Source organism: Treponema sp. OMZ 857 (assembly GCF_024181085.1).
GTDB lineage: Bacteria > Spirochaetota > Spirochaetia > Treponematales > Treponemataceae > Treponema.
Genome location: NZ_CP051147.1, coordinates 1521919 through 1537696, shown reverse-complemented (window position 1 = coordinate 1537696; position 15778 = coordinate 1521919). Strand labels below are relative to the sequence as shown.

The window sequence follows — 15778 nt, the reverse complement described above, 5'->3', positions numbered from 1 at the left end:
CTCATTGCGCGTTCGGAATCGCCCAACTGTTTGCTCCTTCATCAGGATTACTTTGTATTCTAACAAAGCGGATTTTTGCATACCGGTATTGGATGTAATATTCGTCTGCTCCGCTACGGCTATCCCTTTGCAGGTTTTTATCTTTCGGTTCGTTATAGATAATGCGATCATGCGTGATGCCGCATTTTTGTATCAGGTAGTCGGCAACCGACCTGATACGCGCCGTTTCAATCTGCACCCTTTCGTCTTGCGAACCGAACGGAGCTGCGGAACTTTCAAACAGGATGAAAAGGTCATCGTTTTCTTTCAAAATTGCCGCAGCCTTTTTAATGTCCCCTTTGGCGTTTACGTCGAGCGCAGCGCTTTCAGGTTCAAAATACACATAGATGCTCTTGAACTGTGCAAGCAGCTTTGTTTCAGGTATCTCAACTTCCTCTTTCCCTTCAGGCTCTTTCGGCGGCGCTTTCTCTACTGCCAACGCTGCTTCCTGTTTTGTTTCTATCGAGGTTTTAAGGCTTTCTATCCTCTTGGCACATTCTTGCGCCTGGTACTCTGCTGTCCGTTTTTTTCTCGTGTAAGCATAAACAGCGCCGGGATACACTCTCATTGCAAGTTGAAAAGAAGGAAGCGGAATAACACGGGACTGCTCCATCATAAGGTCTATAGAAACTTGAGCTTTCACTTCGATGCTGCGTTCCAGTATTGCCGTTCCGACCGTTACGCCGGTTGTGAACACTGCTTCCGCTCCCGATTGTGTATTCAGTTTATCGGCTAATAGATCAAGTGCCGTCCGATAATGGCGAATATGCAGTATCTCCGCCCCTATCCCGGCAAACACACCGAGCGAAAGATACCGTATTGGGAAGTATTCGTAGGCGGCATTGACAGTTATCGGAAAAGCATCAAAACTGCGTACCAGCGGGTTCGTCCCGAGGATAACGCTGTGTCCGTTTTCCAGATACACCGGCATGGTGTGCTTGCCGGAGCGGAAAAAGGTGTAGCCGAGCGCCGCCCTATAACCGGGTTTTGCTTGTGTGTATTCTTTTAAAAGGGAAACGGGAATAAAGGTCTGCAAGCCTCCCGAAACAAAGAAATTCGTATACCAACGTCCGGAAATATCCGAACTATCAGATGCGGCCGTCTCGGCGACTTGAGCGGAATCTTGTATGGCGCTGTGCGATTCTTGCACAACCGGCACGCTTTGCTCACCCTGTGTGTTTTGTACATCTTGCGCTGCAAGTGGACTAGAAAATAAAAGGAGAAAAAGAATCGTTTGCGCAAATGCTTTTGGAAATAGGCGGTATAGATACCTTGTCAGCGAATGTACATCCGTGTACATTCGCTGACGGCGAGTTTTTGCCAAGCAAAAACATCGCTGTCGCGTAGAACCACCGCCGTCCATGGCGGTTCTAAAATGTCTTTTATTTAATGATGCGACGCAGTAAATGCGTCGTATATTTCCAAAAGATAGGGGGGGGTAATATAGAAGAAAGTGTTAATTTGAGCTGGTATGTCTGCTGTTTAACCGAACCGTTGTATGAATAAAACGGCACTGCAATCCCATGTATTATATCTTTTATTAACATAGATTTAGGATAGCATAGAATTTATGTGCCGTCAATCTTTTGTTTGTTAGAAAAAGGGGATGTCTCAAAAGTTAGTTGCTTTTTCGACATCCCCGCGAGTTTAAAATTAAGTCTTTATACTATTCTATTGCAATACCGTGGCGTTTTTTGGGGTACTGCTTCAGCATCGCGATCGAGTTACGCTTATCACCGAATACAAAACCGCCGTTCCAGTACTCAAGCGCAGCAAATAACGCATTTCCGCCATCATTATCATCGCTTTGCGCCGTTCTAAAGGAAACATATTCGCCAAGATTGGTAAAATCTTGCTTATACAAACATTCAAGCCGTTTGCGGTTAAATTCATTCCATTTTTCTATATCTTTAAAGCCGGAACCTTCATCTTCTACGATGAGGTGAGCATGTTCGGGGCTGAATTCATACCAGACCTTTACTTTCTTTTTAGGATCGCATTTGTTTCCATGCTTTACGGCATTTTTAATGATCTCACTGATTTGCTGCTCAAGCAGGTTGATTCCTTTAATTTCCAACGGAGCCGACTGGACAATCAAAAGGGTGAAATAGCGAATTTGCCGGAAATCTGAAGGAAATTCCTTATACAGCATGCCGGTCTTATCAAACAATGGGTCTTTTCCGTCAACACGTAATTCTTTGATCATATTGTAACATTCTCCTATTGGCTATCGGCTAATTTTTGCAGCGCCTCTTCCAGACTATTAGTAATTGGAAAGAAGCCCATCAGTTTTGTTAATTCGATAACTTTCTTTACTGAACCGTGAATATTAGTAATATACAATTTTAAGTTTTTCTTCTTTAAGGTTGAACAGATATAAATCAATGCGCCGATACCGGAAGAATCGATATATTCGACTTCTTCAAGATTGAGTACAATACATTGAATCTGACGCTCAAGCATCTTTGCAATTAATTCCTTCAGTTTATACGAATTGTATAAATCCATTTCTCCGCTTACATCGACAATGTATACATCCTTGTTTTTTCGGATTTTCAGTTCCATACTCTGTCCTCCTTATCCCTATTTCACTTTAATAATCATCACCGTTTGATCATCATGAGGCGATGTTTTCCCGATAAATGTTTTTATTTGCTTGTTAATTTTCTCGGTAATTGCTTTTGCCGGTAATGAGGCGTTGGCAGCCAAAATCTCCCCAAGGGCTTTTAATCCAAAGGGTTCTCCCCGTTCATTGAGTGTTTCAACAACACCGTCAGTAAACAAAACGGCAATATCTCCTGTTTCAACCTGAATCTTTTTGCAGGTATAAACCGACTTACTATCTACGCCGATAGGATCCGATTTTTGTTCAAGCCGAACTAATTTCTTTGTCGAAGCTTTCCATAAGAGGAGAGACTGCGTTCCGGCATTCACATACTCAATGCTTTTCTCTACAGGAATATACGCCAATAACGATATGCTTGCATAGTGGTCAATCGATATTTTTCCTGTAATACCCTTATTTAAAATATCGAGAATACTCTGAGTATTCTGTGCCGTATTGGTGATAAGATAAAGCAACGAGCGAATCATTACCATAACGATACAAGCATGAATACTTTTACCGGCAACGTCGGCGGTAATACAGAACAGTCTATCTTTCTGATTCTGAATAATATCATAGTAGTCGCTGCAAACGCCTCGCGCCTGATTAAAAAGCACCGAAAAACTCAAGTCCGCTGTATCGACGAGCTTCTTAGGAAGCAGTATCTTTTGAATACGGCTCGCAATATCGGTTTCATTTTCAATCGTGTTTAATTCCGTTTCTTCATGCAAATCATATATCAGTCTCAGTGCTGCCGTTGCATAGCTGGTTAATATTTCGCCGATTTGCACATCAGATTCGGTAAACGGTGCATGCTCGGTGCTTCGTGATAAAGAAATAAGACCGGCTACCGTATCCCGATATACCATCGGAAGAGTAAGTAATGAGCCCGGCATAAGAAACGGTTCTTCTCCGTTTACAACAATTCTGCTATCTTTCTGTGCATACGGAATTAAGATCGATTGTGCCGATCGCGCAGCCTCACCAAAAAATGAATTATTAAGCGGAAATTCCGCATATCTGAAATTAGTGGCAACTCGATCCGGCTGGTGCGGCACATCATCAGGCAGCTTATACGGCGGCGGATAATTTCCGCTATATGCTTTAACACTGAGCACGTCTTCAAATTCACCGATGGTAAGGATAACACCTCCATCCGCAAAGAGCTGTTCAATCATGATTTTATTGATAAAACCAAGAATTGCGGATACATCATTTTGCTGCCGTATTGCTTCGGCTGCTTTTATTAAGAAGGTGTTGCCGATAGGCAGCAGCTCTTTTGCCCGTATCGCGGTTTCATCAGGACGTTGCGCGTTAATCAGTTCTTCCTGTATCGATTCTATTTCTGCTTTTAATGCTGCATACTCCCGCCGGTACATCATATCGTTTGAAGCAACTACCGACAATAGGATAAAACAGAGGATACCAAGCGCCAATGAAGCAAACGGAAAAGAAATATACCGAAAGTAACCTGCTGCCGCTATAGACAAAAGCATAAACACAGCCAATACAATATTATATACCCGCATCGTTTGCGTAGTTTTTCTATCCTTTATAGCCCGTATTACGAAAAACGAGCAGCATACTACGCTTATTGCAAGAAATACCGTTGCGGCAGAAACCATTTTCATAAAGGCAATTCTATCATCTATTGCCGGTATCGTCAATTATAAAATTCCTACATTATAAAATTCCCGCAAGCGCTGTTATTCTGCGGACATACATTTTGAAGAACCTGATGCCTTTGTTCTGACATTTTGAATATCCGGCTTGTCTATATTGTTTTTTTTGAGTATGTTATGCCTTATAAATAGGGAACCTCCACTACCTTCACCGGAGTTTTGAGCGGAATCCTAGAGTAAAAGATGAGGCAATGGCAGTTATGAATCAGAATGATGATAAGAACAAAAAGGATCCGAACGAACAAGATCCCTTTAATTTTTTCAAGTTAAGCTCCGAACCGTCCAATAACAATAATAAGGATCAAAAGAAACCTCGATTACCTTTTATCGCGATTATTGCAGGCGTGTTTATAATTCTACTGATTGTAAACCAGTTCTTGATGAAGCAAGATGCAAATATTATTCCTTTTTCGGAGTTTAAAGACCGTGTTGCATCAGGCGAAATCGTTAAGGTGATTATGGGGCCGACATACTTTATCGGACAAACGAAAACGCAAGCGAGCAGCGAACAAACACGAAGCAAGTTGCCGTTTTTACCTGCGGATGCGGGGGATGCCTATCAAACGGTCGGAATATATTCGGAATCTTTTTTACAATTGCTGGATGAGCACAATGTCATTTATTTAGTACGTCCTAAAGAAAACAACTTTCTCGTGGACTTTTTGGTACAATGGATACTGCCGTTCGGTTTTATCTTCCTTCTTTGGCATTTTGTCATGAAACGCTTTACCTCAAATCTCGGAGGGCTGGGCGGCAGTATCTTTTCCGGCGGGCAAGCGCGATCCGCAGCCGTCGAGGAAGGAAAAGTTACCACTCGTTTCAGCGATGTCGCGGGTGTTGACGAGGCAAAAGAAGAACTGGTTGAAGTTGTAGACTTTTTAAAATATCCTCAAAAATATACCGAAATAGGCGGTAAGATTCCGCGCGGCGTTTTGTTGGTCGGCCCGCCCGGAACCGGTAAAACCCTGCTTGCACGTGCCGTTGCAGGGGAATCGGGAGTTCCGTTCTTTCGGATTAGCGGCTCAGACTTTGTAGAGATGTTTGTCGGCGTGGGCGCCTCCCGTGTACGTGATCTCTTTAAGCAAGCACGGGAAAAAGCTCCCTGTATCATTTTTATCGATGAGCTTGATGCCATCGGTAAGTCCCGTTTAAATTCCATTCATTCAAACGATGAGCGAGAACAGACGCTCAATCAGTTGCTCGTAGAAATGGATGGATTCGATAACAGCACCGGGCTTATTTTGCTTGCGGCAACCAACCGCCCCGATGTTCTTGACCCTGCGCTGCTTCGCCCCGGCCGCTTTGACCGGCAGGTAGCGGTTGACCGCCCCGATATGAAAGGACGGGAGCAAATCCTCAAGATACACGCCAAGAATGTGAAACTTTCCAGCGGAATTGATCTCAGCGATACTGCGCGAATTACCAGCGGTTTTTCCGGCGCTGATCTTGCAAACGTGATTAACGAGGCTGCTTTGCTTGCAGTACGCGGCGGCCGTAAAGAAGTTATCGCAGAAGACCTTAATGAGGCGGTAGAAAAAGCGATTGCCGGTTTACAGAAAAAGAGTAGGGTGATAAAGGAAAAAGAACGCCAAATCGTCGCGTATCATGAAACCGGACACGCAATAACAGCCGCCTTTACCGAAGGAGCGGATAAGGTGCATAAAGTTTCCATTATACCGCGCGGTATTGCAGCACTCGGTTATACCTTGAATATCCCCGAAGAAGACCGATTCTTGAGTACTGAAAAAGAGCTGCTTGCAGAAGTTGACTGTCTCCTCGGCGGACGGGCAGCTGAATTTGTGCAGTTCGGTGTTGTTTCCACCGGCGCCTCAAGCGATCTATCACGCGCTACCGATATTATCCGCAGCATGATAACCGACTACGGTATGAGTGATCGGTTTAAAAACGTTGCACTTTCAAAGCGGGGCGGCGGCTACGGAGCAGGAGATCCTCAGCTGGTACGCGAATATTCCGAAACAACACAGCAGTATATCGATGAAGAAATTGCCCGTATCATGGAAGAGCGATATGCCGTTGTCGTAAACCGATTACAAGAAAAAAAGACTCTATTGGAGTATATTGCAAAGCGCCTGCTTGAGAAAGAAACGATTGATAAACAAGAGTTTGAAGATATTATCAAGGCGGAGTCTCAGTTACCGCGGCAACCCATCCTTCAATCACCGGAAGCAGCACTGTCGGATGAATCGGATGTATCCGGAAAAGCCGGTGCGTTCGCTGCCGATAGTTCGGATTCATCCGCGCCTCAGCAATAATCAAACATTCAAAATACTTATCGTGTATCTCTAAAAGCTCATCGAGTTTTTAGAGATACCAATATCTAAAAATGTAACGGAATTTTATACTTCCATAATCACTGAAAATAGTATACAATAAATATTGTTTTAGTAAGGATGATCCGTGAATACCTCAAAAAAAAATGTGCATTTATGCTTTTGCGTACAGCTTTCTATCTCCTATTTACAGCAAATTGATAAAAACGATAATGCTTCGCTGTATAGGGCTTTTTTTTCCGGTATTCAAGCGGAGGAAAAGCTGCCGTTAACTATTTTTGCGGCGGGCAGCTTTTTAGAATGGCAAAAAGGGAAGCGCCAAGCTTATTCCATGCTGTTAAACAATATGCTTTCCCGCAAACAGATTGAGCTTCTGGGTGGAGGATATCATCAGCCCTATCTATCGCTGTTGCCTGCCTCCGATGTTATCGGTCAAATAGAGATGATGACCGCTGCTATCCGTACCCACTTCGGAAAGCGGCCGCGAGGGCTTTTTGTAACCGCTTCCGCATGGACACCGTCGCTTATTACCCCGCTTATCCGATGCGGTATGGAATATTGCCTTCTCGACTACCGTTTATTCCCGACAGATATAAAGCGAAATAATCAAAATATCGGTTTCTCTCCTGCGATTGTTGAAGATAAAGGAAAAACAATTACGGTATTTCCCTGTATTCCCGATGATCCTGATTTCGCAACCCGTACACCGCAAGAATTTTATGAAAAAGTAGCGGCCGCAGCCCCTTCTTCAGGAGAATCTATGTATCTCCTGTTCTTACCGATTAAAACCTATATAAAATGCCTTGAAAAGAATAAAGACGGATCAAATTGGTTTTCTTCCTTTGTAGAGCTGTGTAATCAACCTGAATCGGTTATTCGGCTTACCCACACGGCTGAATTGATGAAACGGAGACAACCGCATCCGCCCATGTATATTGCTCCGAATACGGTTCTCTGTGATGCTCCGACAGGACATGCGACAAAACACGCCGTTACGATACAGCGCGATGCCTTTAAAATTTATTCTAAAATGATGTATGTGAATATGTTGGCAAACGGTATGAAAGGCGATAAGGCGCGTAAAAAATATGCCTTGCAAGAGCTATGGAAAGCGCAAAATGCCGAGCTTTTTGCGCTGGAAGCTTGTATTCCCGAATACCATAACGAATTACGCCGCATTGCGTATCGAAAACTGCTTGTTGCTGAAAAACAAACACGCCTTCCGGGTATATTTACCGAAGGTCTTACCCGATATGATATCGATATGGACGGTTTTAAAGAGTTTTTATCTCAACGTTCATCATTAAATATGTATGTACATCATCACGGCGGGAAGATTTTTGAATGCGACGTATTCTCCGCTTATAAAAATTATTCCGATATGCCGCTCGAACATTCCGGAATGTTTATCGACTATCTCTTATCGGAAGCTGCTTTGCAGCACCTCAAAGATGGGCATCCGGAAGCGCTTACAACCGTATTTTCCGATAATACGTATCAAGAAATTGAAATCAATACTATTCGATCGGAGCTGAAACTATCTACTGCCGGTTTATTTGATTCCAGTATCGAACAGCCGGTTTCACTGCGTAAACAATATACCTTTTTCCCTGAGGGAACACAGGTTCAATACATATTAAAGAACGACAGCCCTTTTAATCTTTCTTCTTATTTTGTCGTTGAAATCGATATTGCATTGGAAGAAACCGATTCCGTTATGCCTTCCTTATCACTGTATGATTGCGAAGAAAACCAAAAGAAAGAGTGCAGCATAACTACTGATGTATTCAATAAAGTTTCATGGATATTGCTCGAAGATCCCGAAGGAAAAATACAGTTTACAATGGAAGCAAACGAGGTGCCGGGACTCATCGTTGTTCCCGTTTATGGTATGTGCAAAAAAGAAACGGAAACGGTTGAACAAAGAATACATGGCGTTCGGATGTTCTTTTATTGGAAAGCGGATTTAAATCCGAATTATGAAACCGAAAAAATGCTCTTTTTAAAGATAAAAAATAGAAAGGCATCGCGAACGGCAGCCTCAGCAACTACCGTGCGTGCCGATTAAATGTTACCGATACAACAAAATTGCTTATGATACCATTAGCGCAATCGTTTTCATTTTCTACACCGCATGGACGTACACTTGTGTGCTATTCGGATACCGTCCGCCTCCCTCAACTTCCGGAAAAGGGAAGGGTAGATGCATTATATGTATGCGATGAGCATACGCTCCCGCTTTTGCGGCAAGCAGAATATTTTTCTGCTCAAGTACCGCTGGTAGTGCTGCCGGCAGGGGATGAGGCAAAAAACTTAGACACCCTGGCTCTTATTGCCGAAAAAGCTGCCGAATACGGACTTGACCGGCACGCTTGTTTTATTGCGTTCGGCGGCGGTGTAGTGTGCGACATAACCGCTCTTGCCGCTTCCCTTTATATGCGCGGTGTACAGTGTATTCTGGTACCGACAACCGTATTGGCAATGGCTGACGCAAGCATCGGGGGAAAAACGGCGGTTAATCTTTCCGGTTATAAAAATCTTATCGGCACATTTTACGCCGCCTCATCGATTATCCTCTGTTTTCCGGTACTCAGTTCCTTGCCCGAAGCCGAATATCGATCAGGGCTTGCTGAAATACTGAAAACTGCCGCCCTCTACGATACCGAACTGTATCAAATGTTCCTAACCCGGCATGATGAGATTATCCGCAGAGATAGCACTTGCCTTTCACTGATGATTCGCCGCGCTGCAGAGGCTAAGGCACTTGTTGTTGAACGGGACTTTACCGAACAGGGAGAACGCGCTTTCTTGAATTTCGGGCATACTTTTGGCCATGCACTCGAAAGTTTATCTCATTTTTCCATACCGCACGGAGATGCTGTCGCTTGGGGCATATCCCGCGCCTTAGCTGTAGGTCTTCGTATGCAGCTCACTGATAAAGACTACGCTACTTCCCTTATAAAGATTCTTAACTGTTATAATTGGTGTACAAATCCTGTCTACTTTAATAGACAGCTTAACGGCAGTTCTTTTGCAGATGAGATTATTGCACGTATGAAAAAGGATAAAAAGAACCGCGATGGGATGATTCGGCTAGTTCTTCAAGAAGACATCCTGAAAACACAGGTACGGGAAGTCGATACGTCTATAATACGGGAGGTACTGATATGATTTACTTGGATTGGGCAGCATCTGCCATTCCATATACTGATGAGATTGAAACCGCTTATCGTGAGGCAACAGCGGTATTCGCAAATCCTTCTGCTCAGCACCGATTCGGAAAAGAGGCGCGGGAGACGCTGGAAAAAGCCCGTAGCCGCTGTGCCGCTGTACTCGGAGTTCCTGCCGAAACACTTTATTTTACCTCCGGTGCATCAGAATCAAACAGTCTTGTTCTCTTGTCATTATTAACCCGTCCCGTAACCGGTAGTCTGGTAATCAGTAACATCGAACACCCGTCGGTGCGGGAGCAAGCGTCCGTATTGGAACACTGCGGCTGGACGGTTTTAACCGCACCTTCCGGTAAGAATGGCTGTGTTACCCCCGATGCAGTGCTCCAGACCCTGCGCGAAGATACTATGCTGGTTGCAATTATGGGCGTTAACAATGAGATTGGATCCATTCAGCCGATTCGGGACATTGCACAGGCGCTCAAAACACACACCGCCGGGAAAAGACCCATCCATTTTCATGTTGATATGGTACAATCGATCGGAAAATTACCGGTAGCGGAGCTGGGACTGGCCGATGTACATTCCGCATCGATGAGCGCTCATAAGATCGGCGGACCGCGCGGTATCGGCCTCTTATACTTAAAACAGCCCGTGATTTCCGGTATCCGCGGCGGCTCACAGGAACGTAATATTCGGCCCGGAACGGAAAACCTTGCCGGCGCTTGTGCGCTTGCCCGCTGTCTTGAAAAAACATATACGGATTTTCAGCAAAAATTTGAACGGGCAGGGGAGTTATCGCGTTTTCTCTTCGAAGCACTATCTCAAATTCCTGAATGTTCGATTATTCCCGCTGCAAGAGTACCGGCTCCACCGGTACCGAATGAGACTAACTGCGCCTATGCATTTTCACCGTGGATTATACAAGTGAGCTTTGCAAATGTTCCTGCAGAAATTATGACCCGATGCCTCTCCGATCGCGAAATCTTCGTATCGGCCGGTTCGGCATGTTCATCAAAGAAAAAGGTGCGCCCGATACTGGCTGCTCTTTCCGTTAGTCCCGAAATTGCACAAAATGCCATACGGATTTCCATCGGGCATAGTACGGAAAAAAGTGATTTGGAACAATTCATTTCCGCAGTGGAAGAAATTATCAAAGATTTTAATTAATTTTGAATACAGTAAAAAGGTATAGAATAATGAAATTCGATATATCGCATCATCCACAAGAACGGCATCGGCAGGTGAAGCGTGCAAAAGTACTTGGTTACTGTATGGGCGTACGGAGGGCGGTTGAAGCGGTATATCGAGCTCTTACCAAGTATCCTGATAAAACGGTGTATACATACGGTCCGCTTATCCACAATCCGGTAACAATGCAGCTCTTGGAAGCGAATGGGGTACGTATTGTAAACCCCGACGAGGAGCTAAAATCACAGATAACACCTGATTCGCCGATTATTATCAGAGCACACGGTATTGCCCCACAAAAACGGCAAGAACTGATAGACAGTGGCGCAATCATTATCGATGCAACCTGTCCGCGCGTCATCGCAAGCCAATTCAAGGCTGCACAGTATTCGCAAAAAGGTTATACGGTTATTCTTGCCGGAGATAAAAACCACGGAGAACTGATTGGGATTAAGGGATACGTCTTGTCGGTTCCAAATGGTAAGTGTATTACCGTGCAGACAGCTGCAGAAGCGGAAAACGTGCTATATGATGGAGCCCCCACTGTTCTTATTGCCCAGACCACCATTAAGCGGAAAGAATATCGTGCAATTGCCGAAATCCTCTGTAATAAAATTCCCGACCTTACTGTTTTAGAAACTATTTGTCCGGCGACCGACGAACGGCAGGAGGCACTCCTCGAACTCGTGAAAGAGGTTGAGGCGATACTTGTCATCGGCGGAGGTAATTCCGCCAATACACGCCGCCTGTTACAAACCGCCCTTGACAACGGCAAACCGGCATGGCTCGCCGAATCCGCCGACGGCATTCCACAGGAAATTTACCGATATGGAATAATCGGTCTTGCGGCAGGCGCCTCAACCCCTGACAGCAGTATTGACACAATCGAGAAACTGTTACTAGACAAACCGCTATGAAATATGCTATAATATTTGCCTAAATCTATCAATAATGAGCGTTCTGTCTACTAGAGTGTTGAGGCAATTGGTTTAACTACATAGTCAACAATCAGCAGAGTGCAGACATCTCTCCTTTTTGAGATAATAAATCAAAGGTTATATATTGTTTCCCGTATTACTTTTTGATAATGCAATGCCAACGGATCCTCCGGAAATATTTCCAATGATTTTGCAATATAAGTTTGAGCCGTGGCATAGTTTTTTTCTTTGATTTTCTTTAATGCTTTTTCAATATATGACGCTGTTTTTTGTTTTTTATCCTGAGTATCAGGTGCATCACAATCATATACTTCATAAATAGCCGTTTGTTCTGCCGTATCAATAACCGGCGATTCTTGAATACACCGTATATGAAAATTTTCGGGATATTGAAGCGATTTAAAAATCGACTCAGAAATAATAATGGTGTTGGAATAAACTTTTGTTGCAGCCTGCAACTCTTCCGCCGTATAGCAAGTATTTGAAATAACGACACTATCTAAGCGGCTGTCATTTCCGATAACGCCTAAAAGAATCTTTCCGGTATCAATCCCTATTCCCGCTCTAATAGCAGGGAGATTTCCTAATCGTATATTTTCTTCTTGCAGTTTTTTCTGAATTTCAATACCGCATGCGACTGCGGCATCAGGATTCTTGGAAAATAACGCAGTAAAACCGTCACCAAGAAATTTCATAATAACACCGCCATATTTTCGAATAATAGGGGCAACTAAGGCAAAATATTTATTAAGCAATATAAATACTTCGTCAGGTTCGAGTTGTTCCGACATACTGGTAAAAGATCGAATATCAATTGAAAGTACAGTCATAGACAATTCTGACGAGTCGCCGGTATTTATCTCTGTAATATTATTTTTTTGCAGAAACATCAGTAATTGATTGGGGAAAAATCGGCGCAATGCATTTTGAATTCTCTTTTGCTCTTCTACAAGCTGCTCGATTTGATGTATTGATGTGGCATAGTTGTCAATACTCATAATAACGGCAATGATAATCGAAATTATAGCACCTTCTTGTAAGAGTAATTTACCTGAAATAACCCATTGGCTGACCAGTGTATCATACAGTGCAAAACCTGCCAGAATACCTAATACCATGGCAATCCATACCGCAGACTTCTTTCTTTTAAATAATGCACGGATAATAATTATTGCATCATAAATGGCAGCAATGAATATAAGTGTTTTTCGAATACTAATTGTTATGGCGGCAAACGCGAACCATAATATATAGGGCATTTTCTTATAATTTAAGTACAGCATGATAAAAAACATACTGAATAGCAGCAATACTGTAGCTGTGATATTATAGAATAAAAGATTGAATACAAAAGACTCGTTTAAAATATCAGCAGAACCGAGAATAATCGATTGATCTGTTCCTCCATACCGATTATGAAAATTAGATATATTCACAACAATATCAGCCGTACCGTTTTTTAGCGGCTTAAAAGATGCCATACTGATTGTTTTTCCGGGGATTTCCGTTTGTGCGGATACGCCGGGCTGCCCCTGCCCTGCCCTATCAATACCATTAATAACAATAGTACAGCTTGAGAGAATATGATTTAATTGAAGTACATATACTTTATTAGGATTAAGTCCGACAATACGTAATCCGTATGAGGCATAGCCGAATTCGGTTTTCAGCGAAGTTTCACTGAGTCTACCCGGCAATGGCGCATATAACGGCCGCGTATTATCTCTAAAATAATAGAACTGATTAGGGGTAAAATGCCATTGCCCTTTAATGCTGAATATATCCCGGTCGCCATGTGCAGGCAATGTCAATAGACCATGTTGAGCCGTTATTGCATGTTCCCTCATGTGTTGTATCGGTTTTGCTTTATGAATAAATGTTATAATAAAAAACATACAAAGAAAGGGTAAAGCCCCTAAGAGTATCTTTTTCATAGTAAATCGACCTCATAAACATTTATTAAATTTCTTTTACCATGGAATTTTATTTTTCCATAATAAAAGCAGGTGTGGGTGCGCCAGTAGTTTTCAAGAAGCTGCTCCCTAACCGTTTCGCTAATAATGACATTCACCTTTTTTTCAGTTGCGTAACTGTGCATACGGGAAGAAATATTTACTACGTCAGAAATAACCGTCGTATCCATCCGCTCCGGTTCTCCGATAGTTCCCATCATCAGTTTTCCATAATGAATCCCTGATGAGATATGAATCGAAGACAGTTTTTGTTGCTGTCTATGTATATTGATCTTTTTAATAAGTTGAGTAATCTCAATAATGCAGTCTACCGTTTCTTCTGCGGTACCGTAAAATAGAACCATTAATCCATCTGTAAGATATTTATCAATAAATCCTTTATATTTTTTAATAATAGGATTAGCAGCCTGAATAACAGTGTTGTATAAAATCAATAATTCTTCGCGGGCACTGCTTGATGAAAGCTTTGCTTTGATACCGAGGTGGATAAAAGCAATAAACATATTTTTATTAGTATTGTCACCAAGCGAAATATCCGTAACGTTTTTCTTATTCAAAAATTGCAAGAACTCATTCGGAAAGAATCGTTGAAAAGATATATTGGTGTTTTGAATCGATTCAATCATCTGCTCTTGTGTTTTAAAAGCTGCAGAAAAATGCCGAATAACAACAAATGCCATCGGAACCATCAATAGCAATACGCCAAAATGAGAAATAAAGGGAGCATTGATAATACCGTTGGAAATTAATCCGTCAAATATTGCTGCACTGATAAACAATAAAAATGAGATTAAAAATGTCAACGCATACGGTTTCCGTTTGATTAATGCATAAGCAACAACTATGCATACAATAGTAGAAAGAAATAATATATAGAGCTGCACACCCAGCAAGATGCCGACGAATACCGGCATCGGCGCAAGAAGTGTCATTAAACCGTACAAAAACAGCGGAATAGTCAAAAAATAAAAAAACTTTGACGGTTTTTTGATAAATAAATTAAGAATAAAAAGAAAGGTAAAAATAGCACAAAGCGGAAATGTCAAATACCCCAACCGGTACATAGTAATTGTCGACACATCGGGGAAGAAACTTCTTAATAAAAAGTCATTATAACAAAGTGTTCTGACGGCAAAACCGTAACAAAGCAACCCAAAGATACCGGCAGTCGTTTCTTTTCGGTAAAAAAGGAATAAAGAAATAAAGAAAGTAGCCATACTGAAGAGAATAGAAAAGATACCGGATGAAATCAATTTATCCAATACTTTTTTTGTTTGCAATGTTGAATAAAGACCAAAAAGAAAGGGCGTTTCCAACCCCGGATTCCTATCATGAAAATTCGACAAATGAATGACAATGGTTGCTTCTGTTTCATTATTCAGCGGTAAGATAACCGTATCGGAATGCCAATCAAACACCTCTTCTTTGAAATTCTTTCCGGGAACTCCCGATGTATAGAATAGGTTACCGTTTAGATATACGGTGAAGGCCGAGGATGTGCGGGTAAAATGCATCGCATATATCTTCTGAGGCTCAAAACCGCGGATTCTGACCGCATACGAAGCATATCCTTGTACCGGTTGGGCAGGCTTATATGTTGTCCAGCCGAATTCAATCGGCTGGAAATGCATATATGCCTCGAGCGGCATAACCGAAGAAACAAATTCTTGTTCTGCATAAGCCCATGAACCTTTCAGCGAATAGACTGTATCCTTATCAATATCTGAGATATCATAAATTCCATTTGAAGCATAGAGCCTATCTTCTTTTGTACAAGAAATCGTATAAAGACTCACCGTGAGCAGGATAAGAATGAATGCTATACTTTTAATTTTCACAATTAATCCTTGACTGTTGTATTCCGGTACAGCCACTTTACTAAATTTTCT

At 42.5% G+C, this 15778-nt stretch carries 11 protein-coding genes; 5 read left to right on the top strand and 6 right to left on the bottom strand.

Going from position 1 to position 15778, the window contains the following annotated elements:
- Position 1: 1 nt before the first annotated feature.
- From E4N66_RS06980 to E4N66_RS06965, 4 genes are all read right to left on the bottom strand, one after another.
- Positions 2 to 1339, bottom strand: a complete 1338-nt coding sequence (locus E4N66_RS06980) for an OmpA family protein (protein ID WP_253727433.1) — start codon at positions 1337 to 1339, stop codon at positions 2 to 4.
- A gap of 366 nt (positions 1340 to 1705) precedes the next feature.
- Positions 1706 to 2245 (bottom strand): ATP-binding protein, encoded by a 540-nt coding sequence (locus E4N66_RS06975; RefSeq protein WP_044016501.1) that lies wholly within the window; start codon positions 2243 to 2245, stop codon positions 1706 to 1708.
- A gap of 14 nt (positions 2246 to 2259) precedes the next feature.
- Complete coding sequence (locus E4N66_RS06970; RefSeq protein WP_044016499.1) at positions 2260 to 2604, bottom strand: STAS domain-containing protein; 345 nt, start codon at positions 2602 to 2604, stop codon at positions 2260 to 2262.
- A gap of 18 nt (positions 2605 to 2622) precedes the next feature.
- Positions 2623 to 4275: a PP2C family protein-serine/threonine phosphatase gene (locus E4N66_RS06965; protein WP_044017376.1), complete on the bottom strand. Its 1653-nt coding sequence runs from the start codon at positions 4273 to 4275 to the stop codon at positions 2623 to 2625.
- Positions 4276 to 4706: 431 nt separating this feature from the next.
- Here E4N66_RS06965 and ftsH point away from each other — a divergent pair, with 431 nt between their 5' ends.
- From ftsH to ispH, 5 genes are all read left to right on the top strand, one after another.
- Entirely contained in the window at positions 4707 to 6599 is a 1893-nt protein-coding gene (gene ftsH, locus E4N66_RS06960) for an ATP-dependent zinc metalloprotease FtsH (RefSeq protein WP_235619813.1), read from the top strand.
- A gap of 145 nt (positions 6600 to 6744) precedes the next feature.
- Positions 6745 to 8685: an alpha-amylase/4-alpha-glucanotransferase domain-containing protein gene (locus tag E4N66_RS06955; RefSeq protein WP_253727432.1), complete on the top strand. Its 1941-nt coding sequence runs from the start codon at positions 6745 to 6747 to the stop codon at positions 8683 to 8685.
- A 26-nt stretch (positions 8686 to 8711) separates the two neighbouring features.
- Positions 8712 to 9788, top strand: a complete 1077-nt coding sequence (locus E4N66_RS06950) for a 3-dehydroquinate synthase (RefSeq protein WP_253727431.1) — start codon at positions 8712 to 8714, stop codon at positions 9786 to 9788.
- Entirely contained in the window at positions 9785 to 10957 is a 1173-nt protein-coding gene (locus tag E4N66_RS06945; RefSeq protein ID WP_253727430.1) for a cysteine desulfurase family protein, read from the top strand. Before E4N66_RS06950 ends, E4N66_RS06945 begins: the two co-directional genes overlap by 4 nt.
- A 29-nt stretch (positions 10958 to 10986) precedes the next feature.
- Positions 10987 to 11895: a 4-hydroxy-3-methylbut-2-enyl diphosphate reductase gene (gene ispH, locus E4N66_RS06940; RefSeq protein ID WP_253727429.1), complete on the top strand. Its 909-nt coding sequence runs from the start codon at positions 10987 to 10989 to the stop codon at positions 11893 to 11895.
- A gap of 131 nt (positions 11896 to 12026) precedes the next feature.
- Here ispH and E4N66_RS06935 read toward each other — a convergent pair whose 3' ends face one another.
- Together E4N66_RS06935 and E4N66_RS06930 are read right to left on the bottom strand one after the other, a co-directional pair.
- A complete protein-coding gene (locus E4N66_RS06935) occupies positions 12027 to 13850 on the bottom strand; it encodes an adenylate/guanylate cyclase domain-containing protein (RefSeq protein ID WP_253727428.1) in 1824 nt (607 codons plus the stop codon).
- Entirely contained in the window at positions 13847 to 15727 is a 1881-nt protein-coding gene (locus E4N66_RS06930) for an adenylate/guanylate cyclase domain-containing protein (RefSeq protein ID WP_253727427.1), read from the bottom strand. Before E4N66_RS06930 ends, E4N66_RS06935 begins: the two co-directional genes overlap by 4 nt.
- Between the last annotated feature and the right edge of the window lie 51 nt (positions 15728 to 15778).

Excerpts from the sequence above, each read along its gene's own strand:
- E4N66_RS06980 (WP_253727433.1), bottom strand. The coding sequence starts at position 1,339 with ATGTACACGGATGTACATTCGCTGACAAGGTATCTATACCGCCTATTT.
- E4N66_RS06975 (WP_044016501.1), bottom strand. The coding sequence starts at position 2,245 with ATGATCAAAGAATTACGTGTTGACGGAAAAGACCCATTGTTTGATAAG.
- E4N66_RS06970 (WP_044016499.1), bottom strand. The coding sequence starts at position 2,604 with ATGGAACTGAAAATCCGAAAAAACAAGGATGTATACATTGTCGATGTA.
- E4N66_RS06965 (WP_044017376.1), bottom strand. The coding sequence starts at position 4,275 with ATGAAAATGGTTTCTGCCGCAACGGTATTTCTTGCAATAAGCGTAGTA.
- ftsH (WP_235619813.1), top strand. The coding sequence starts at position 4,707 with ATGAAGCAAGATGCAAATATTATTCCTTTTTCGGAGTTTAAAGACCGT.
- E4N66_RS06950 (WP_253727431.1), top strand. The coding sequence starts at position 8,712 with ATGATACCATTAGCGCAATCGTTTTCATTTTCTACACCGCATGGACGT.
- E4N66_RS06945 (WP_253727430.1), top strand. The coding sequence starts at position 9,785 with ATGATTTACTTGGATTGGGCAGCATCTGCCATTCCATATACTGATGAG.
- ispH (WP_253727429.1), top strand. The coding sequence starts at position 10,987 with ATGAAATTCGATATATCGCATCATCCACAAGAACGGCATCGGCAGGTG.
- E4N66_RS06935 (WP_253727428.1), bottom strand. The coding sequence starts at position 13,850 with ATGAAAAAGATACTCTTAGGGGCTTTACCCTTTCTTTGTATGTTTTTT.